Below are 19,172 nucleotides of genomic sequence, written 5' to 3'. Positions count from 1 at the left end.
TCGGCGCGCCAGTGCCGTTCCCAGACGTTGCCGGTCTCGGTCGTGACGAACAGCTTCTCGTCGAGCATCGCGGCCCCCGGGGCGTGGACGATCCGCTGGTTGCCGGGGCGGCCGTGGTCCTCCCAGGCCCAGCGCCGCTCCTCCGCACGCCAGTGCCGCTCCCAGAGGGAGCCGGTCTCGGTGACGACGAACAGCTTCGAGTTCGACATCGCGGCCCCCGGCGACTGCACGACCTTCTCCCCGTTGGGCCGGCCGTGGTTGACCCAGATCCACTCCACACCGTCCCACCAGCGCTCGTAGAGGTCCGGGAAGGGGGCGTCGAAGCGAGCGACGAAGAGCTTCTCGTCGAGCATCGAGGGGCCGGGGGCGCTGATCATGACGTGACCTCCTGGGGTCGGGGGGAGGGGACGCCGCGGGCGCCTCGCACGCGCCGGCGGGCCTGCCAGGGATGGAGGACCGAGAGGGCGAGCACCCACGACAGCCCGGTGAGGCCCATCAGCTGGAGCGGGACGAGGGCGGGCTCGCGGCGCCACCACGCGACGGCGAGACCGAGGACCAGCCAGCCCGCGGCGGCCAGCTCGCGGAGCACGCGCCGGTCGACGGTGCGCCCGGCGTAGGCCGCCGTTCGCCAGCCGTCGGTCCCGGCCTTGGCCGTGCGGACGAACTCGCCACCCGGGCGCCCGAACCATCCGGACAGCGCGGCGAGGCCGTTGTGGACGGCGAGGCCCATCGTGAAGACGAGGAAGGCGGGCAGCAGGAGCCCGAACCGCAGCCATCCCCGGCGTCCACGCGGACGGTGCGCCACGGCGAGGGTCCAGCCGAGGGCGAGCGTCGCGGCGGTGAAGGGCATCCCCCAGTCGACGTACTCCGTCCGCACGGCGGTGTTCTTGAGCGCCGCCAGCGGCACGCTGAGGGTGAGCATCGCCAGGATGACCGTGTAGAGCGTCCCCGAGAGCAGGTGCGCGGCCGCGTGCCAGCGGACCTGGCCGGGGGCGTCGTGGCGGGCCACCGCCCCGAGGTGCAGGCGTGCGTTCTGGGCACCACCCTTGATCCAGCGGTGCTGCTGGCCGCGCAGCGCGCCGATGTCGGCGGGGAGCTCGCTCGGCACGACGACGTCCTCGAGGTAGACGATCCGCCAGCCGCGCAGCTGGGCCCGGTAGGACAGGTCGATGTCCTCGGTGACCGTCCGCCCGTCCCACCCGCCGGCGTCCTCGATGGCGGCTCGGCGCCACATCCCCGCGGTGCCGTTGAAGTTGAGCATCCCCCCGGTGAGGGCGCGGCCCGGCTGTTCGACACCGAAGTGCATCCCGAGGAGGAAGGCCTCGACGCGGGTGGTCATCGACTCCTCCTCGTTGAGGAAGCCCCACCGGGCCTGGACGGCGGCGACGTCCGGCCCGTCGACGCCGGCGAGGAGCCGCTCGACCAGGTCCGGCCGCGGCACGAAGTCGGCGTCGAGGACCAGGACGAACTCCGCGTCGTCCCGGGCCAGCCCGTCGGCGAGGGCGCCCGCCTTGTACCCCGCCCGGTCCGCCCGGCGGACCACCCGGACGTCGACACCCCGCACCCGGTGGCGGGCGACGGCGGCGTCGACGACCGCGGTCGTGGCGTCGGTGGAGTCGTCCAGCACCTGGATGCGCAGCAGCTGGGGCGGGTGGTGCAGCCGGGCTGCGGCGTCGATGACGCGCTCGGCCACGTGCAGCTCGTTGTAGATCGGCAGCTGCACCGTGACCCGGGCCCTTCGCGGGTCGGTGCCCGACCCCGGTGCGACCGGGTGGCGGCGAGCCCGCAGGACGGCGACCGCGAGGTGGGCGGTCGTCAGTGAGAACACGAGGACGAGGACGAGGCACGCCACATACGCGGCGAGCACGACGTGCTCAGCACCCATGACGGCCTCCTCGCTCCGGTCCGATGCGGAGGAGGAGCGGCCTGGGCACCTGCCTGATACGCCGGCCGTCCGGGGGACGCCGACGGGCCCGCCACCGGGTCACGGTGGCGGGCCCGCGGGCCGGTTGCGGTCAGACGGGACCCAGTGACAGACCGTCGCCGCACCGGAAGAGGGCGTCGTCCCCGAACCCGGGGACGTCCTCGGGGTGTCGCCGCACGGCGTCCATCGACTCCGGGAGGTCGAAGGGCAGCCGGCCGACCGGTGGGATCTCCCCGGTCAGCGCGGCCAGCAGCGCGGCGTTGCTCGACCCGTAGCTGCCGGTGAGCGCGGAGCACACCGGCACCAGCGGCGCGAGCACCGCCGGACGGTCGAGGGTCACGTCGACCACGAGCGGGCACAGGGCGGCGAGGCGCTGCATCCGCGTGACGCGGCCGGGCGGGAAGTCGAGGGACCCCTGGTGGAACCAGGCCTCGAGGAACAGGTCGTCGCGCGGTTCGAACGGCGCGGCGAGGCGGACGACGGCGACGTCCGCGTCCTCGGGACGTGCCACCGGGAGGAGTCCCGCGGCCTCGACGTCGGCCGCCGGGACGCCCTCGGCGTACACCCGCGACCGCGGGGCGAGCGGCAGCACCGGACGGCCGGCGACCGGCTCGTTGCGCAGCAGGGTCACCGAGCGGGCCTGGGCCTCGAACCCCTCGCGGCGGAACTCCGCGTTGCCGAGCACGTCGACGGCGGCGGCCTCGTCGACGAACGGGTCGTCGAACAGTCCGAGGCGGAACTTCACCCGCAGCAGCCGGCGCGCGGACTCGTCGACCCGCGACTCGGGGACCCGTCCCTCCCGCACGAGGTCGAGGAGCACCTCGACGCACTCCTCCCCGCCGAACTGGTCCGCCCCCGCATGCAGCAGCAGCTCCATCCGGCCGGCGGGGTCGAGGTGCTCGACACCCCAGGCCCGGGCCGGGAGCACCTGGTCGCCCACGTGGTTGTCGTTGACGAGCTCCCAGTCGGTGAGGACGACGCCGTCGTACCCGAGTCGCTCGCGCAGCAGGCCGGTGACGACCTGGCGGTTGTAGCCGAAACCGACCTCCTCGACCGGCTCGCCGTCGATCGCGAGCCCGACCGGCATCCCGTAGTACGGCATGACGGCCGCGGTCCCGGCGGCGATGGCCCGGGGGAAGGGGGCCAGGTGATCGGCGAACCGCCCTCCCTCGTAGACCTGTTCGCGGCCGTAGGGGAAGTGGGCGTCCTCGCCGTCCTTCTGCGGACCCCCGCCGGGGAAGTGCTTCGTCACGCAGGCCACGGTCTGCGGACCGAGCTCCGGTCCGCCCTGGAAGCCCTCGAGGTAGGCGACGCCGAGGTCGCCGGTCAGGTCGGGCTCCTGCCCGAAGGTGCCCGCCTGGCGCGCCCACCGCGGCTCGGTGGCGAGGTCGAGGGTCGGGTGCAGCGCCTCCCGGATGCCCACCGCCACGTACTCCTGCCGCGCGATGTCGGCGAAGCGGCGGACCAGTGCGGGGTCGCGCAGCGCAGCGAGCCCCAGCGGCTCCGGCCACTGCGAGAACGAGCCCGCGGCGAAGGACACCCCGGCGTTCTCGATGAACGCGTGCCGTGGGTCGGTGCTCACCGTCACCGGGATGCCGTGCGGCGTTCGTTCGGCGAGGCGCTGGAGGTTGTTGCTCCAGCGCGCGGCCTGCCGGGCGTTCTCGAGGGCGTGGACGTTGAAGTGCGAGAGGTGCTTGCGCAGGACGACGTCGCTCGTCGGTGACTTGCTGATGGCTCCGGGCGCCTCGAGGAGCTCACCGTCGGCACCGGCCTCGATGACCGTGTGGAACATCAGGCCGACCTTCTCCTCGAGGGAGAGCCGCCCGAGGAGGTCCTCGACGCGCTCCTCGACCGAGAGCCGGGGGTCCTCGTAGGGGTCCATGACGCCGTTGCCGTTGAGGTCGCGCCAGGCGGGGGCGTCCCCGGTGGCCGGATGGGCGACGACGGGGGTGCCGGTGGAGGCGGAGGGGGTCACGCCGGGCCCGCCCCGAACTCCTCGATGCCGATGACCGGGCGCAGCCGCCTCTCGACCGCCTTCGTGGAGAAGGCCTTCCGGATCACGTCGCGACCCAGTACGTTGCCGACCGCGCCCATGACCATCGCCTGGTCGAGGGAGAGGTAGCGCCGGGCGATCGTCCCGGAGTGCACGGCGACGGCGTCGAAGAAGCCGCCCCGGCCGTACGCGCCGAGCTCCTGCTCGATGCCGGCGAGGTTCGCGAACGCCTCCCGCGGCTCGTGCATCATCGCGAGGAAGGACGCGTGCGGGGTGACGACGCCGTCGCCGTAGGTCGGGTCGGGGTTGGTCGCGGCCCGGCAGTCGCCGAAGCCCGGGTCGTAGTTCGTCCTCTCCTGGTCGGAGAAGTAGCCGTCGGGGTTGAGCCCGAGGGCGTCGACCCCGTACTCGCGGTAGCCCCCCGCCGGGTTCGACGACGGGGAGAAGCCCCAGTACCCGTACTTCGCCTCGAGCAGCCCGTGCTCACGCTGTGCCCGGACGTGCAGGGGGTGGTTGCGTCCCCAGGACCGCGGGGCCCACCTCGCCTCGGGAACGAAGACGTCGGGCATCAGCTCCTCGAACATCGAGCCGCCCCAGCCCGGGACGACATGCATCCCCCGGTAGGTGTAGGCGCCCTCGTACACGTCGACCCCGAGGTAGCGGCGGGTCTCGCCGACCGGCTGCATCTCGTGCCAGGACCAGTCGCAGGTCGCCGGGAAGGTGCGCCACATCGCGTAGTACTGCGCACCGGGGACCTGTCCGGTGAGGATGCCGAGATAGCTGGTGATGCGCGTCTCGGACACCGTCGTGTCGTAGTGGTGGTTCGTGTACCAGACGTCGGGACCGACGCCGATGTGGTTGCCCTGGAACAGGCCGTCGGTCGAGGCCGGCGCGTCGGGGTAGAAGCCACCGTGGATGAGGCCCGGCTTCAGCGCGACCGCGGTGTCGTAGAACATGTCCCAACGCATCCGGCGGAAGAGCCGGTCGGCGAGTGGGCGGGCGCCGGGGACGGCCTCCCGGACGACGAGGAGGGCCGCGCCGAGCCAGCCGCTGTCGACGCTGGAGACGAAGGGGTACACCGGGTCTCCGGAGTCCGGCCAGGTGGTGAGCTTCTCGCCGGTCGCTTCGTCGTACCAGTTGTAGTAGAGACCGCTCGGCTCGTGGTGCTCCATCCGCAGCAGGGTGGTCAGCGTCTGCCGCACCCGCCGGGTCGCCTCGCCGGGGGTGATGATCCCGAGCTCGCGCGCGACGACCGTGCTCCAGAGGTAGCCGCCGATGTTGGTCGGCGAGGTGTAGCCGCTGCGGTCGGCGGGGGCCAGCGACTCCGGCACGTTGTCGGCGGGCAGGCCGGTGCGCTCGTCGGTCATCGCGACGAGGGAGCGCCACGTGTCGGCCGCCCAGCGGCGCACCGTGCGGCTGCTCCAGGCGTGGTGGTGGTCGGCGCCGCGGACGAGGGACGGCGCGGCGGAACGCGGTGCGGCGTTGGCGGGCTGGGCTGCGGCACCGTTGACGACGAGGCCGCCGAGCGCGGCCGCGCCACCGACGAGCAGCTGGCGGCGGGAGGCGCCGGGGAGGGTGGGACGGGGGGTCATCTGGAACTCTCCTGACGGGATGGGTGCCGGGTCCGGACGCTGCCGGACCTCACTTGATGCCGGTCGTGGCGATGCCCTCGATGAAGCGGCGCTGGAAGACGAGGAAGACGACGAGGACGGGCAGGACGACGACGGTGGCGCCGGCCAGGAGGAGCCCGTACTGCGTGCTGTTCTGCCCGGTGCTGTAGAGCGCGAGGGCGACGGGGAGGGTGTAGGTGTCCTCGGTCTGGGCCACGACGAGCGGCCAGAGGAAGTTGTTCCAGCTGCCGAGGAAGGTGAGGATGCCGAGGGTCGCGAGGGCGGGACCGCACAGCGGCAGGATGATCCGCGCGAAGATGCGCAGCTCGCCCGCGCCGTCGACCCGGCCGGCGTCGACGAGGTCACGGGGCAGTCCCGAGATGAACTGCCGCATGAGGAACACCCCGAACGGCGCGACGAGGAACGGCAGGAAGAGCCCCGGCAGGGTGTCGACGAGGCCGGCGTTCGCGACGAGCACGAACAGCGGGACGAAGGTCACGACACCCGGGATCATCAGCGTCGTCATGACGACGAGGAAGAGGGCTCTCTTGCCGCGGAACTCAAGCATCGCCAGGGCGTAGCCGAGCATGGAGCAGAAGAGCAGGTTGCCCGCGGTGACCACGACGGCGACGACGAGCGAGTTCGTGAAGTAGCCGCCGAAGTCGAGCCGGCTGAACAGCTGTGTGTAGTTGTCCAGCGAGGCGCTCTGCGGCCACCAGGTGGGCGGCGACTGGCGCAGCTCGCCCTCGGACTTGAACGAGCCGAGGACCATCCAGACGAACGGGGCGACGACCACGACGAGGGCCACGGTGAGGACGCCGTAGAGCCATCGGTTGGTGCGCTGGGCGTTGAGCACGGGTCAGCGCTCCTCTCGCAGGAGCCGGAACTGGATCGCGGTGACCACCGCGACGAGGACGAAGATGACGTAGCTGATCGACGCCGCGTACCCGTAGTTGCCGAAGCCGAACTGCTTGTACGTGTACATCGACATCGAGATCGTCGAGTTCAGGGGACCGCCGTTGGTCATGACGAACGGCTCCTCGAAGAACTGCAGGTAGCCGATGCCCGTGGTCACCGAGACGAAGAGGATGGTCGGGCGCATCAGCGGAAGGGTGATGTACCGGAACCGTTTCCACGACGAGGCACCGTCGATGGCGGCGGCCTCGTGCAGGTGCCACGGCACGGCCTGCAGCCCGGCGAGGAAGATGATCATCCCGGTGCCGAAGTTGCGCCAGGTCGCCATGAGGATGAGCGCCGGCATCGACCAGTGCGGGTCGCCGAGCCAGTTCGGGCCGTCGATGCCGACCCACCCGAGCACGGTGTTGACCAGCCCCGAGTCGGACTGGAGCAGGAAGCGCCAGACGACGGCGATCGCGACGATCGAGGTGATGACCGGGGTGTAGAAGCCGAGCCGGAAGACCGCGCGGAAGCGGTGGATGCCGCGGTTGAGCGCGACCGCCGCGGCGAGCGCGACGACAAGGGTCAGCGGCACGCCGACGAGGACGAAGTACGCCGTGTTCCGCATCGACTGGAGGAACAGCGGGTCGGACAGCGCCCTGGTGTAGTTCTCGAGGCCGACGACGTCGACCGAGAACGGCGACCGCAGGTCGCGTGAGCGCGTGTCGGTGAAGCTCATGAAGAGCGACTGGAGGACCGGCCACGCGGTGAACGTCAGGAAGAGCAGGCAGAACGGGAGGGCGAGGATCCACGCGGCCCGCCCCTCCGCCCGGGCGGCGGCGCGGGTGCGCCGCCGCCCGGGGGCGGTGGACTCGCCGACAGGGGCCGGCGGGGCGGTCGTCGTGGTCATGTCACTGACCGGTGCCGATCGAGTCCGCCTGCTGCTGGACGGTCTCCAGCGCCTTCTTGGGGTCGGCGCCGGTCTTGGTCACCTTCTCCATCTCGCTGTCGAAGGAGGCGATGACCTGCTCCCAGGTGGCGAACGACGGCGGAGCCTGGGCGGTCTTCAGCTGCTCGCCGAACACCCTGAGCTTCTCGTCGCCGGAGAGGGCCGGGTCGTCCCACGCCGACTGCACGGACGGCAGGTCGGTGGACATGCCGTACCACTTCGCCTGGGTCTTGGGGTCGGAGAGGAACTGGACGAACTTCCACGCGGTGTCGCGCTGCTTGCTGTTCTTGAAGACGACGAAGTCGGAGCCGCCGACGAACGAGCTGCTCTCCTTGGCGCCCGCGGGCAGCTTGGCGACGGCGTACTTGTCCTTGAAGCCGGCACCGCCGACCTTCTCGACCGCGGACATCATCCACGGGCCGGAGATGAACATCGGGACCTTGCCCGACGCGAAGTCGGGCTCGGTCGTGGGCTGCGCCGGAGCGGCCTTGTCGCTGATGCCGTCGGTGAAGAACGACTGGTAGTACTGGGCGGCCTTGAGCAGCTCCGGGGTGTCGAAGGTGTACTTCTTCCCGTCGCTCAGCGAGGCGCCCTCGCCCCAGGCGAACGGCATGATCGTCTGCCACGAGCCCTGGCCGCCGGCCTGGAGGCCGAGGCCCCACGTCGCGCCGGCCTTGGTCTGCATGGCCTTGGCCATGTCCTTCAGGCCCTGCCAGTCGGTCGGGGCGGCGTCGTAGCCGGCCTTCTTCGCGAGGTCGGTGCGGTAGAAGAGGAGCCGGGTCTCGACGTACCAGGGGATGCCGTACGAGGTGCCGTCGACCTCGGTGGTCTTCTGTGCGCCGGGGAAGAAGCCGCCGGAGTCGATGTTGCCGGGCAGCGGGTCGAGCGCGCCGAGCCCGGCGAACTCGCCCATCCACGTCGTGCCGACCATCGCGGCGTCGGGGGTGCTGTTGGCCGTGATCGCGGTCGTGAACTTGTCGTGCGCGGCGTCCCAGGGGATCGCGGTGACGTTGACCTTGGCGCCGGGGTTCTGCGCCTCGAAGTCCTTGGCCAGCTCCGGGAGCTTCTCGCCCTCGGCGCCCATGGCCCAGACGGTGATGGTGCCGGTCGCCTTGCCGGAGCCGACGTCGGTGCCCTGGGCCGCCTCTCCGGTGCCGCCGTTGTCGCGGCCGCACGCGCCCAGGGTCAGGGCTGCCGTGGCCACGACGGCCAGGGCGGTCGTCGAACGTCGTCTCATGTCGATCTCACTTCCTTGTGGGGTGGACTGGGCCGGGTGTGGTCTCAGGGGGCGGTCGGCGACGGCTCGGGGCATCCGCACGAGCCGCGCAGCACGACCCGGGTCGCGAGGAGGCCCGCGTCGTGGCCGCCGGGCACGCCGGTGACGCGCTCGTGGAGGCGGTGGGCCGCGATCCGGCCCAGCTCGCGGACCGGCTGGCGCACGGTGGTGAGCCCGGGGCGGACGTACCGCGCCGCCATCACGTCGTCCCAGCCGGTGACGGCGAGGTCCTCGGGGACGCGGACGCCGGCGTCGGCGAGCCGTGCGGTGAGGGCGAGGGCGATCTCGTCGTTGGCGCAGACGACGGCGTCGGCGGGCAGGCCGTCGGCGAGGAGCCGCTCGGCCGCGGCGGTGCCGTCGCTCTCGCGCAGGCCGCCACCGAGGGGCGGGGAGACCTCGAGGCCGTGCTCGCGCAGCGCCTCGGCGAACCCGTCGAACCGCTGCCGGACGTCGGGGGCGATGTCCGGGTCGCCCGCGAAGACCGGCCGGGTGCGGCCGTGGTCGCGCACGAGGTGCGCCGTCAGCTCCCGGGCGCTCGTGAGGTTCTCGGCGGCCAGGTGCTCGAAGCCGTCGGCCCCCTCGCCGGCGACGACGAGCAGCGGCTTCTGCCGGGCCGCGCGGCGCAGGACGGCGTCCGGGAGCAGCCCGCCGAGGACGGCGACGCCGTCGACCCCGGCCGCGAGCCGGGTGAACCGGGGGCCGTCCAGGGGGCGGTCGGGCTCGACGAGGGCGAGGACGACACTGAGGTCGAGGCCCGCGGCGGCCTCCTCGAAGCCCATGAGGAGCTCGGAGAAGTACGGTCCGGAGAGCTCGGGGAGGACGAGGCCGAGCGCCTCGTGATGGCGCACCGCGAGCGATCGAGCGGCCGCGAGGGGCATGTAGTCGAGCCGGTCGATCGCCTCGAGGACCTTCTCGCGGGTGCGGTCCGAGACCGCGCTGCTGCCTTGGACGACACGGGAGACGGTGGCGATGGAGACGCCGGCGGCGGCGGCGACCGAGTAGATCGTCGTGCCGGCGTGATCGTGCGTGCTCGAGCCCGGGGTCATCCGCGCACACCTCCTTGTAAGCGCTTACAACCGTGGTTGTGAGCGCTTACACTGCCACGGGGGTCCGTGCTCGGCAACCCCTCGCCGGGGCGACATCGATGTCAGGACGGCGCGTCCACGATCCGCTCCGGGTCGCTGACCTGCGGGTTTGCCGCTCGTCGATTCAGCCGGTCGGATTCGGCCGGTCCGGCTCGCCGGGCCGCCGGCTCCGCCGGGTCAGGAGCGCGTCGAGGCCCCAGTAGACGCTCGCCACGACGAGCCCGAAGACGAGGATGAGGGCCAGCGTGCGCGCCACCGACCCGTACCCGAGCGTCGCGACGTTCGCGAAGTCGTACGGGTAGGCGCCGACCACCGCGCCGCGGGCGAGCATTCACCCGATCCAGGTGAGGGGGACGACGAGCGCCAGTGGTACGAGTCGCCCCGACACCCAGCCGCGTGGTCCGACGACGAGCCACACGAGGACGGTGAGGGCCGGCGTGACGACGTGGAGGATCGGGTCGGTGAGCCGGGACCAGCCGACGACGTCGGCGCTCGGGGCGAGCAGCACCTGGTAGACGATCGCGGTCACCGTGATCATCAGGAGCGCGTCCAGCCGCAGCACGCGGACCACGGGACCGTCGCGCAGGGGGCGCCGGGCGAGGAGCGTGGCCGAGACCGCGACGACGACGTTGGACCAGATCGTGAAGTAGCTGAGCGTGTCGGCGAGCCGCGAGACGACCCCGGCCGCGCCGTCCGGGTGCACCCCGTAGAGCCCCGCGTCCGGGACGGTGTCGGCGTAGCCGCCCGCGCCGGAGATGACGACGGTGAGCGCGATGCCGAGCCAGGCGACCGCGGCGTTGACGGCGAACGCCGCGCGGGCCGCCGTGGAGGGCTCGGGGGCGGCGACGTCGACCACGGGGGCGAGTATGCCGCGCCGTCCGGGTCGGCGGCCGCGGCGCGCCCGAGGGCGGGCCCGGCTCAGGCCGCGGTCGGTCGCGGTCGGACGGTGCGGCCGGCGAGCGCCGCGACGAGGACGAGGTCGCCGACGACGAGCGGGAGCACCGACGCGACGGGCGGGACGTCCACCGGGAGGACCGCGACGGCCATCCCGGCCAACCCGGTTCCGGCCAGCGCGAGCGGCGCGATCCTGGTCCCGATCCGGCTGTGCCAGAACGCCACGGCCAGGGCCACGAACCCGAGCCCGATGACGGCGGCGGCGCTCGTCCAGTGCTGCCGGAACTCCGCCGCCCCGCGCGCGCCGTCGTCGAGGAGGACGAGTGCACCGACGGCGACGAGGAGGGCGTACCCGATGCGGGCCAGGAGTGCGGCGTACGCGGCCGGGGGCGACCGGCGGTGGGTGAGGCTCCACAGGGCCCGGGCCGTGACGAGCTCGAGCGCGCCGACGATGAGGAACGACGTGACCACGTCGACGGTCGCCGTGTCGGCGCGGCCGAGGAGGGTCAGGGCGGGCACCGTCAGCGTGAGGGATCCGAGCAGCGCCACGAGGGCGGTGCGTGCGGACCGCGTGGCGCGCAGGGCCCGCCCGTGCCCGGCCGCGGACCGGAGGGCCGGCGCCCGGGTCGGGCCGCCGAGCGGTGCGGTCGCGGCCCACGAGGTGGGGCGCCCGGCCGGATGCCCCGGGTCCCGGGCCAGGCGGCCGGCGGCGGGCCGTGTCGCGGTGGTCGTCATGCGTCGAGCGTGGCGGCCACCGGTGGTCGCTGTCTGTGGGGGGTACCCCTGAGCCGACCCCGAGTGCCCCCGGACGTCCCCGAGCCGAACGCCTCGCCCCGTGGCCGGGCCGGGTCGCCGAGGATGGTTCCGATCGCCCGCCCGACCTGTTATGGTCACAATGACTTTAACCCGAGGAGGTCCCGGTGCCCGCCAGTCCCGGCCTGCTGACCGACCGCTACGAGCTGACGATGCTCACCGCCTTCGTCCGCGACGGCAGCGTCGAGCATCCCGCCGTCTTCGAGACGTTCGCGCGCCGGCTGCCGGAGGGGCGTCGCTACGGCGTCGTCGCCGGGCTCGGCCGGCTCGCCCCGATGCTCGCGGACTTCCGGTTCGACCCGGCGGAGGTGGACTGGCTGCGGGCGCAGGACGTCGTCGACGACGCGACGGCCGCGTGGCTGCGCGCCTTCCGCTTCACCGGGGACGTCGACGCCTACCCCGAGGGCGACCTCTACTTCCCCGGCAGCCCGGTGCTCACCGTGCGCGGCACCCTCGGCGAGTGCGTGATGCTCGAGACCCTCGTGCTGAGCGTCCTCAACCACGACAGCGCCGTGGCGAGCGCCGCCGCCCGGATGGTGCTCGCGGCCGGGGGCCGGCCGCTCGTCGAGATGGGCAGCCGGCGCACCCAGGAGGAGGCGGCGGTCGCCGCGGCCCGCGCGGCCCACCTGGCCGGCTTCGCGTCGACGAGCAACCTCGCCGCCGGCTTCCGCCACGGGGTGCCGACGGTCGGCACGGCGGCCCACGCGTTCACCCTCGCCCACCCGAGCGAGGCCGAGGCGTTCGCCAGCCAGGTGGCGGTGCAGGGCAAGGACACCACGCTGCTCGTCGACACCTACGACGTCGAGCAGGGCATCCGGACGGCCGTCGAGGTGGCCGGCCCGGGGCTCGGCGCGGTCCGGATCGACTCCGGCGACCTCGCCGACACCGCGGCGGCGGCGCGCGCGCTCCTCGACGAGCTCGGCGCCCACGACACCCGCATCATCGCGACGAGCGACCTCGACGAGTACGTCATCACCGCCCTCGCGGACGCCCCGATCGACGGCTACGGGGTCGGCACCCGGGTCGTCACCGGGTCGGGGCACCCGACGGCGAGCATGGTCTACAAGCTCGTCGCCGTCGGGTTCGAGCCCGGCGGACCGCTGCACGCCGTAGCGAAGAAGAGCCACGACAAGATCTCGGTCGGCGGCGGCAAGACCGCGTGGCGCACCCACGACGCCGACGGCCGCGTCACCCGCGAGTGGTACCGGGTCGACGGCCTGACCGAGCCCGGGGCCACCCCGGTCCAGGTGCCGGTGGTGCGCGGCGGTCGGCTGGTCCACGACCCTCCGCTCGCCGAGGTCCGCACGCACTGCGCGGCGGCCCTCGCCACCCTCCCCGAGGCCGCGCGCTCGGTGTCCGCCGGGCGCCCGTACCTCACCGCAACCCTCGAAGGAGAGACCGATGGCTGACGCGCTCGTCGTCGTCGACGTGCAGACCGACTTCGTCGAGGGCGGGGCCCTCGGCGTGGAGGGCGGGTCCGAGGTCGCCCGCCGGATCGGCGAGCACGTCGCCGCCCACGGTTCCGGCTACGCGGCCGTCGTCGCCTCGCGCGACTGGCACGAGCCGCACGGCACGAACGGCGGCCACTTCGCCGCACCCAACGAGGAGCCCGACTACCGCACGACCTGGCCGGCGCACTGCGTCTCGACCGGGCCGGGGGCGGAGTACGCCGCTGCGCTCGACACGAGCGGCATCACGCACGAGGTGCGCAAGGGGGCCGGATCGGCCGCGTACAGCGCCTTCGAGGGACGCACCGCCGACGGGGTGGCGCTCGCCGACCTGCTGCACGGGCTCGGGGTCACCCACCTCGACGTCGTGGGGATCGCCACCGACCACTGCGTCCGCGCCACCGTCCTCGACGCGCGGCGCGAGGGCTTCTCGGTGCGGCTGCTCCCGGGGATGCACGCCGGCGTCGCGGAGGAGACCAGCCGGGCGGCACTGGCCGAGATGGCGGCGGCCGGGGCGGAGGTCGGCCCGTGAGCGAGCACCCGCCCTTCGCCGTCACCGTCGACCTCGCGGTCTTCACCATCCGCGACGGCGCGTTCTCGGTGCTGCTCGTCGAGCGCGGCGGCGAGCCCTTCGCGGGGTCCTGGGCGCTGCCCGGCGGCTTCGTCCAGGTCGACGAGGACGCCGAGACCGCCGCGTGGCGCGAGCTCGTCGAGGAGACCGGGGTCGAGCGGTTCGAGGGGCACCTGGAGCAGCTGCGCACCTACTCGGCCCCGGACCGCGATCCGCGGATGCGCGTCGTCTCGGTCGCGCACGTGGCGTTCGCCCCCGACCTGCCCGAGCCGACCGCCGGCTCGGACGCCGCCAACGCCCGGTGGTGGTCGGTGGACGACGTCCTCGACGGCGGACCGGACGCCCCGACGCTCGCCTTCGACCACGAGCAGATCCTCCGCGACGCCCGTGAGCGCATCCGGGCCAAGCTCGAGTACACCACCCTGGCACGGGAGTTCGTCGCCGAACCCTTCACCCTTCCCGAGCTGCGACGCGTGTACACGGCGGTGTGGGGCTCGCCGCCCGACCTCGGCAACTTCCGGCGCAAGGTGCTCGGCACGGACGGCTTCGTCGTCCCGACCGACGCCCACGGCGTGTCCACCGCCGGGGGGCGCCCGGCGCTCCTGTACCGGCGCGGGAGGGCGACCGACATCCAGCCGCCGATGCTGCGACCGACCACCCGCGGAGGCGACTGACTCGTCGGTGGACCGCGGTGGGCGCTGGTGGCGTGGTGCGGACTGTGATGGGATCGAGGTCCCGGCCGGGCCGGCCGGCCCCGTTCCGCCGACCGTGGAGGACTCCCATGACCGACGCCCCCGCCGTGACCCACGGGGTGCACTCCGAGGTCGGACGGCTGCGCAAGGTGCTGGTCTGCCGCCCCGGCCTGGCCCACCGTCGCCTCACGCCGACCAACTCCGCCGCGCTGCTGTTCGACGACGTCATGTGGGTCGGCCAGGCCGAGCGCGACCACGCCGACTTCGTCGAGAAGCTGCGCGGGCTCGGGGTCGAGGTCGTCGAGCTGCACGACGTCCTCGCCGAGACGATGGCCATCCCCGGCGCCCGGGACTGGCTCCTCGACCGCAAGATCGTGCCGAAGCACGTCGGGCTCGGCCTCGTCGACTCCACCCGGGCCTTCCTCGAGACCCTCGACCCGGCGCGGCTCGCGGAGTTCCTCATCGGGGGCCTGGCCATCCCCGACCTCCCCGAGGAGTTCCGCACCCCCTTCGTCATGCTCGCGCGCGAGCAGACCGGCGCCCGCGAGTACCTCCTGCCGCCGCTGCCGAACACGCTGTACACCCGCGACACGACGTGCTGGGTGTACGGCGGGCTCACCCTCAACCCGCTCTACTGGCCGGCCCGCCAGAACGAGACGATCATCTACAAGGCGATCTACCGCTACCACCCCGACTTCGCGGGCTCCACGGTGTGGTGGGGCGACCCGGAGACCGACTGGGGCGAGGCGACCCTCGAGGGTGGCGACGTCATGCCGGTCGGCAACGGCGTCGTCCTCGTCGGGATGAGCGAGCGCACCTCCCGGCAGGCCATCACCCAGGTGGCCGCGGCACTGTTCGCGCAGGGCGCGGCCGAGAAGGTCGTCGTCGCGGGGTTGCCCCAGCTGCGGGCGGCGATGCACCTCGACACCGTCTTCACCTTCGCCGACCGGGACGTCGTCACGCTCTACCCGAACGTCATGGACGGCGCGCACACCTTCGTCCTGCACCCGGCCGATGCCGAGCCGGGGGTGGAGGTCGAGGACCGCGGCGAGGGCACCTTCACCAAGGTCGTCGCCGACGCCCTCGGGCTCGACGGCCTGCGGGTCATCGAGACCGGCGGCGACGTCTACGCCTCCGAGCGCCAGCAGTGGGACAGCGGCAACAACGCCGTGGCCGTCGAGCCCGGGGTCGTCTTCACCTACGACCGCAACACCACGACGAACGCGCTGCTGCGGCAGGCCGGCATCGAGGTCGTCGAGATCGTCGGCTCCGAGCTGGGCCGCGGGCGCGGCGGCGGCCACTGCATGACCTGCCCGCTCGTGCGCGACCCGGTCGACTACTGACGGCGCCACCGGACGCCGGTCGCGGTCACAGGTCGCGCCGGTAGCGCTCCTCGGGAGCCGAGCTGCGCGCCACCAGGTTCCAGATGGCCAGGGCGAGACCGCCCCACAGGACGAGCATGGCGAGGACCATCATCGCGATCGCTCCGGAGCTCATGACCGCACCTCCGCGGTGTCGAGGGACGGGTCGTCCTCGGGCGGGACGAGGGAGGTCTGGGTCCGCCACCGCACGCGCAGTGCGAGCAGGGCGGTGACGACGACCGCGGCGGCCACGCCCCACCCGAAGGTGGCGAGCATCCAGCCGGGGTAGTCCTCGTAGGGCGTGTCGAGGTCGGTGAGCAACTCGCGGACGAGGACGACGGTGAGCGCGGCCGGGGTGAGGGCCCCGATGAGGACGAGCCACCAGCGCCCGAGCCGCACCGAGCCGGTGCGGTTCATGTGCGCCGCGAGCGGGCCGAGGGCACGGGCGAGCCAGGCCACGGCGAGCATGCTCACCACGGCGACGAGCAGGATGCCGTAGCGGTTGATGAAGTGGTCGACGATGTCGAGGACGTACACCCCGCTCGTCGTGCTGAAGAAGACCAGGCTGACCAGCGCGGACGGGAGCACGACGGCCAGGGTCGCGCCGGTGCGGCTCATCTCGAACTTGTCGCGCACCGCCGAGATGACGACCTCGATGACGCTGACGAGCGAGGTGACGCCGGCGAAGACCAGCGAGCCGAAGAAGAGGACGCCGATGAGGGCGCCGGCGGGTGCCTCGCTGATGATCGCGGGGAAGGCGACGAAGGCGAGGCCGAGGCCGTCGGAGGCCACCTCGTCGACCGGGACGCCGCCCGCCTGGGCCATGAACCCGAGGGCGGCGAAGACGCCGATCCCCGCGAGGAGCTCGAACCCCGAGTTGGCCAGGCCTACGACCAGCCCGGAACCGGTCATGTCGGTCCGCCGGGAGACGTAGGAGCTGTAGGTGATCATGATCCCGAAGCCGACGGAGAGGCTGAAGAAGATCTGCCCGAACGCGGCCGCCCACACGGAGGTCTGGCCGAGCGCGGACCAGTCGGGGGTGAACAGCGCCTCGAGGCCGGTGCCGGCGCCGGGCAGGAAGAGGGCACGGACGACGAGGGCGGCGAAGGCGAGGACCAGCACGGGGATGAAGACCACCGAGGTGGCACCGATGCCCTTCTGGACGCCGAGGGCCATGATGCCGAGGACCGCCGCCCAGACCAGGGCCAGCGGGACGAGCACCCCGGGCACGACGTCGAGGCTCACGCCGGGGTCGCCCGCCTGGAGGAAGGACCCGAAGAGGAACTCGTCGGGGGCGTCGCCCCAGGCCTTGGTCACCGAGAAGCCGGTGTACCGCACCGCCCAGGCGATGACCGCGGCGTAGTAGACCGCGATGACGAAGCAGATGCCGACCTGCCACCACCCGATCCACTCGGTACGCCGGTCGGTGCGGGCGAACGACAGGGGCGCCGATCCCCGGCCCCGGTGTCCGAGAGCGTAGTCGAGCAGCAGGAAGGGCAGGCCGGCGGTGAGCAGGGCGACGAGGTAGGGGAGGATGAACGCGCCGCCGCCGTTCTCGTAGGCCACGTAGGGGAAGCGCCAGATGTTGCCCAGGCCCACGGCCGAGCCGATCGCGGCGAGGATGAACACCTTGCGGGAGGAGAAGGCGCCGCGGGGGTCGGCGGTGGGGGGCGCGCCGTCGGCGCTCGGGTCGGAGGCGGTCATCGTCGTCCTTCCTCGGGTGCGTGCTGCGTGCCGGCCAGCCAACCACGGTGCCGCCGCGACGGCCACCCCCGTACGGTGCCGGTGTGCAGACCCCGCCCGCCGACGTGCCCGAGAGCGCGGTGCTCGAGATCGTGCGCGACGGGTGGGACGCCGGGGCCACGTCGGCCGCGTACCTCCCGGTCGGCTACGGCAGCCACCACTGGGCGGTGGCGGGTGGGGGCGGCCGCCGGTGGTTCGTCACGGCGGACGCGACGCCGTCGGATGTGGAGGCAGCCCGGCTCGAGGCCGCCTTCGGGGTCCCGGGCGCGGCCCGCGCGGCCGGTGTCTCCGGGGCACACGGGCCGGTGCCCTCGCGGGACGGTGCGCTGCTCCGGCCGCTCGGCCGCTGGTCACTCTCGGCGCAACCGTGGCTGGACGGCGCGGCCGGGGCCTTCGGCGACCGCTGGCCGACGTCGGTCGCCGAGCAGGTGGTCCGGCTGCTCGCCGGCCTGCACGCCGTGCCGCAGGACGCGGTGCCGGCCCAGCCGGAGGACCTCGCGCTCCCCGGCCGCGCCGACCTCGAGGACGCCCTCGACCGGTGCGCTCGAGGGGAGCGTCTCGCCGGCGGTCCGGTGGCCGCCGCGGTCGCCGACCTGCTGACGCGGTACGGAGCCGTGGCGCGGGCCGCCTTGGCCGAGCACGACGTCGCGCCGCCGCCCGCCCCGTCGGCCGCCGTGCTCACCCACGGCGAACCGCACCCGGGCAACGTCGTCGTCACGCGGTCCGGGCCGGTGCTCGTCGACTGGGACACCGCGCGGCTCGCCGAGCCAGAGCGCGACCTCTGGCTCGTCGCCGCCCGCACGGACCTCGACGTCCCGGCCCTGTACCGGGAGCTGGCCGGGCGAGAGCTCGACCGCGCGCGGATGCGCTGGCGCGAGCGGCGGTGGGCCCTGGCGGACGTCGCGGTCTACGTGCCGGAGCTGGTGAGGGCACCCCGCGAGGACGAGGACACCACGTGGCAGCTGCGCGCCCTGCGGGGGACGCTCGAGGGCCTGGCGGGGCCCTGAGGCGGCCGGCGGGTCAGCCGCGGGCGACGGCGTCGAGCTCGTCGGCCACCGGTGTGGAGCCGGTGTTGAACTCCACGACGGCGCCGGCCGTGGCCGGACGGGCGAGGACCTCGGCGACGACGAGGGCCACGTCGGCGCGCGGCACCTCGCTGCGGGTGGCGCCGGTGCGCGAGGTCTCGATCGCGCCCGTGGGCCGGTCGTCGGTCAGCCGGCTCGGGCGGAGGAGGGTCCACGCGAGGCCGGACGCCTGGAGGTGCTCATCGGCCGCGGTCTTGGCGTCGGCGTAGGCGAAGAACGAGTCATCCTGCGGCACACCGTGATCCGGTCCGGCGCCGAAGTACGAGACCATGACGTAGCGGTCGGCGCCGGCCTGCTGTGCGGCGTCCATCGAGCGGATCGCGGCATCCCGGTCGACGGCGTAGGTACGGTCCGGAGCGCCACCGCCGGCGCCGGCGGACCAGACGACGGCGTCGTGTCCGCGAACCAGGTCGGCGATCTGCTCGGTCGACATCGACTCGACGTCGGCGACGGCGGCCGTGGCGCCGTCCGCCTCGACGTCCGCGACGTGGTCGGGGTTGCGGACGACCGCGGTGACGGCGTGCGAGCGCTCGACGAGGAGGGGGGTCAGGTGGCGGGCGACCTTGCCGTGGCCGCCGATGAGGAGGATGCGCATGTCCGGGCCAACAGGTCGCGGCCGGCGGGTGTTCCGGGTCGTCGCTGCCGGTCGGCTCAGTGGAGGCGGTCGCGGCGGGCGCGGCGCGCCCCGGCGGCCGCGGGCGGCCCGCCCGGCGCCGGGGGCCCAGTCCCGCCTGCCCCTGCGCGCGCTGATGAGCGCGGGCGAGGGCGTCGGCGAGACCGTGTTCGCCTGGTGCCGCGATGCGCCCGGGGTGGTGGTCAACGAGATGTTCG

Annotated in this window: 20 protein-coding genes; 6 read left to right on the top strand and 14 right to left on the bottom strand. The window is 73.5% G+C overall.

Translation table 11 applies throughout. From position 1 onward, the window contains the following. From PKA89_RS15210 to PKA89_RS15160, 11 genes are all read right to left on the bottom strand, one after another. Window positions 1-377 (bottom strand): hypothetical protein (locus PKA89_RS15210; protein ID WP_324420922.1); only part of this gene is annotated, 377 nt, incomplete at its 3' end. Then, a complete protein-coding gene (locus PKA89_RS15205) occupies window positions 374-1,885 on the bottom strand; it encodes a glycosyltransferase (protein WP_324420919.1) in 1,512 nt (503 codons plus the stop codon). The genes PKA89_RS15205 and PKA89_RS15210, both read right to left, overlap by 4 nt. Before the next feature lie 130 nt (window positions 1,886-2,015). After that, window positions 2,016-3,899, bottom strand: coding sequence for a glycoside hydrolase family 3 N-terminal domain-containing protein (locus tag PKA89_RS15200; RefSeq protein WP_324420917.1), 1,884 nt, complete (start codon window positions 3,897-3,899; stop codon window positions 2,016-2,018). After that, complete coding sequence (locus tag PKA89_RS15195) at window positions 3,896-5,509, bottom strand: glucoamylase family protein (protein ID WP_324420915.1); 1,614 nt, start codon at window positions 5,507-5,509, stop codon at window positions 3,896-3,898. Before PKA89_RS15195 ends, PKA89_RS15200 begins: the two co-directional genes overlap by 4 nt. Window positions 5,510-5,558: 49 nt before the next feature. Beyond that, window positions 5,559-6,383, bottom strand: a complete 825-nt coding sequence (locus tag PKA89_RS15190; protein WP_324420913.1) for a carbohydrate ABC transporter permease — start codon at window positions 6,381-6,383, stop codon at window positions 5,559-5,561. A gap of 3 nt (window positions 6,384-6,386) precedes the next feature. Further along, window positions 6,387-7,334, bottom strand: coding sequence for a sugar ABC transporter permease (locus PKA89_RS15185; RefSeq protein WP_324420911.1), 948 nt, complete (start codon window positions 7,332-7,334; stop codon window positions 6,387-6,389). 1 nt (window position 7,335) lies between these two features. After that, window positions 7,336-8,610, bottom strand: coding sequence for a sugar ABC transporter substrate-binding protein (locus tag PKA89_RS15180; protein ID WP_324420909.1), 1,275 nt, complete (start codon window positions 8,608-8,610; stop codon window positions 7,336-7,338). A 44-nt stretch (window positions 8,611-8,654) separates the two neighbouring features. Beyond that, the gene (locus PKA89_RS15175) at window positions 8,655-9,695 is read right to left on the bottom strand and encodes a LacI family DNA-binding transcriptional regulator (protein WP_324420907.1); all 1,041 of its coding nucleotides are present in this window, start codon (window positions 9,693-9,695) and stop codon (window positions 8,655-8,657) included. Between the two features lie 163 nt (window positions 9,696-9,858). Beyond that, a complete protein-coding gene (locus tag PKA89_RS15170) occupies window positions 9,859-10,065 on the bottom strand; it encodes a hypothetical protein (RefSeq protein WP_324420905.1) in 207 nt (68 codons plus the stop codon). Further along, window positions 10,066-10,590, bottom strand: coding sequence for a Pr6Pr family membrane protein (locus tag PKA89_RS15165; protein WP_324420903.1), 525 nt, complete (start codon window positions 10,588-10,590; stop codon window positions 10,066-10,068). Window positions 10,591-10,652: 62 nt separating this feature from the next. Next, on the bottom strand, window positions 10,653-11,363 hold the full coding sequence (locus PKA89_RS15160; protein ID WP_324420901.1) for a hypothetical protein: 711 nt from the start codon (window positions 11,361-11,363) through the stop codon (window positions 10,653-10,655). Between the two features lie 230 nt (window positions 11,364-11,593). Between PKA89_RS15160 and PKA89_RS15155 the strand changes: the two genes are divergently transcribed. The 4 genes from PKA89_RS15155 to PKA89_RS15140 all read left to right on the top strand — a co-directional run bounded on the left by PKA89_RS15155 (window position 11,594) and on the right by PKA89_RS15140 (window position 15,495). Further along, a complete protein-coding gene (locus tag PKA89_RS15155) occupies window positions 11,594-12,850 on the top strand; it encodes a nicotinate phosphoribosyltransferase (RefSeq protein WP_324420976.1) in 1,257 nt (418 codons plus the stop codon). Further along, complete coding sequence (locus tag PKA89_RS15150) at window positions 12,843-13,421, top strand: isochorismatase family protein (protein ID WP_324420898.1); 579 nt, start codon at window positions 12,843-12,845, stop codon at window positions 13,419-13,421. Before PKA89_RS15155 ends, PKA89_RS15150 begins: the two co-directional genes overlap by 8 nt. Continuing rightward, complete coding sequence (locus PKA89_RS15145; protein ID WP_324420897.1) at window positions 13,418-14,134, top strand: NUDIX domain-containing protein; 717 nt, start codon at window positions 13,418-13,420, stop codon at window positions 14,132-14,134. Before PKA89_RS15150 ends, PKA89_RS15145 begins: the two co-directional genes overlap by 4 nt. 107 nt (window positions 14,135-14,241) lie before the next feature. Beyond that, window positions 14,242-15,495, top strand: a complete 1,254-nt coding sequence (locus PKA89_RS15140) for an arginine deiminase (RefSeq protein WP_324420895.1) — start codon at window positions 14,242-14,244, stop codon at window positions 15,493-15,495. 25 nt (window positions 15,496-15,520) lie between these two features. Here PKA89_RS15140 and PKA89_RS15135 read toward each other — a convergent pair whose 3' ends face one another. Beyond that, window positions 15,521-15,649: a methionine/alanine import family NSS transporter small subunit gene (locus PKA89_RS15135; RefSeq protein ID WP_324420893.1), complete on the bottom strand. Its 129-nt coding sequence runs from the start codon at window positions 15,647-15,649 to the stop codon at window positions 15,521-15,523. Then, on the bottom strand, window positions 15,646-17,217 hold the full coding sequence (locus PKA89_RS15130; RefSeq protein WP_324420891.1) for a sodium-dependent transporter: 1,572 nt from the start codon (window positions 17,215-17,217) through the stop codon (window positions 15,646-15,648). The genes PKA89_RS15135 and PKA89_RS15130 overlap by 4 nt, the downstream gene beginning before the upstream one ends. 83 nt (window positions 17,218-17,300) lie before the next feature. Here PKA89_RS15130 and PKA89_RS15125 point away from each other — a divergent pair, with 83 nt between their 5' ends. Beyond that, a complete protein-coding gene (locus PKA89_RS15125; protein ID WP_324420889.1) occupies window positions 17,301-18,263 on the top strand; it encodes an aminoglycoside phosphotransferase family protein in 963 nt (320 codons plus the stop codon). A gap of 13 nt (window positions 18,264-18,276) precedes the next feature. On the opposite strand, the gene PKA89_RS15120 is transcribed toward PKA89_RS15125, so the two are convergent. Further along, on the bottom strand, window positions 18,277-18,936 hold the full coding sequence (locus PKA89_RS15120) for an SDR family oxidoreductase (protein WP_324420887.1): 660 nt from the start codon (window positions 18,934-18,936) through the stop codon (window positions 18,277-18,279). Here PKA89_RS15120 and PKA89_RS15115 point away from each other — a divergent pair. Then, a partial coding sequence (locus tag PKA89_RS15115; protein WP_324420885.1) for a hypothetical protein occupies window positions 18,935-19,172 on the top strand: 238 nt, incomplete at its 3' end. The genes PKA89_RS15120 and PKA89_RS15115 overlap by 2 nt on opposite strands.

It is taken from the genome of Phycicoccus sp., assembly GCF_035325325.1.
GTDB lineage: Bacteria > Actinomycetota > Actinomycetes > Actinomycetales > Dermatophilaceae > Phycicoccus.
The sequence above is the reverse complement of the archived record's forward strand: the minus strand, read 5'-3'. Positions and strand labels throughout refer to the sequence as shown.

Excerpts from the sequence above, each read along its gene's own strand:
- PKA89_RS15175 (WP_324420907.1), bottom strand. The coding sequence starts at position 9,695 with ATGACCCCGGGCTCGAGCACGCACGATCACGCCGGCACGACGATCTAC.
- PKA89_RS15205 (WP_324420919.1), bottom strand. The coding sequence starts at position 1,885 with ATGGGTGCTGAGCACGTCGTGCTCGCCGCGTATGTGGCGTGCCTCGTC.
- PKA89_RS15160 (WP_324420901.1), bottom strand. The coding sequence starts at position 11,363 with ATGACGACCACCGCGACACGGCCCGCCGCCGGCCGCCTGGCCCGGGAC.
- PKA89_RS15120 (WP_324420887.1), bottom strand. The coding sequence starts at position 18,936 with ATGCGCATCCTCCTCATCGGCGGCCACGGCAAGGTCGCCCGCCACCTG.
- PKA89_RS15140 (WP_324420895.1), top strand. The coding sequence starts at position 14,242 with ATGACCGACGCCCCCGCCGTGACCCACGGGGTGCACTCCGAGGTCGGA.
- PKA89_RS15150 (WP_324420898.1), top strand. The coding sequence starts at position 12,843 with ATGGCTGACGCGCTCGTCGTCGTCGACGTGCAGACCGACTTCGTCGAG.
- PKA89_RS15170 (WP_324420905.1), bottom strand. The coding sequence starts at position 10,065 with ATGCTCGCCCGCGGCGCGGTGGTCGGCGCCTACCCGTACGACTTCGCG.
- PKA89_RS15130 (WP_324420891.1), bottom strand. The coding sequence starts at position 17,217 with ATGACCGCCTCCGACCCGAGCGCCGACGGCGCGCCCCCCACCGCCGAC.
- PKA89_RS15155 (WP_324420976.1), top strand. The coding sequence starts at position 11,594 with ATGCTCACCGCCTTCGTCCGCGACGGCAGCGTCGAGCATCCCGCCGTC.
- PKA89_RS15185 (WP_324420911.1), bottom strand. The coding sequence starts at position 7,334 with ATGACCACGACGACCGCCCCGCCGGCCCCTGTCGGCGAGTCCACCGCC.
- PKA89_RS15180 (WP_324420909.1), bottom strand. The coding sequence starts at position 8,610 with ATGAGACGACGTTCGACGACCGCCCTGGCCGTCGTGGCCACGGCAGCC.
- PKA89_RS15135 (WP_324420893.1), bottom strand. The coding sequence starts at position 15,649 with ATGAGCTCCGGAGCGATCGCGATGATGGTCCTCGCCATGCTCGTCCTG.
- PKA89_RS15195 (WP_324420915.1), bottom strand. The coding sequence starts at position 5,509 with ATGACCCCCCGTCCCACCCTCCCCGGCGCCTCCCGCCGCCAGCTGCTC.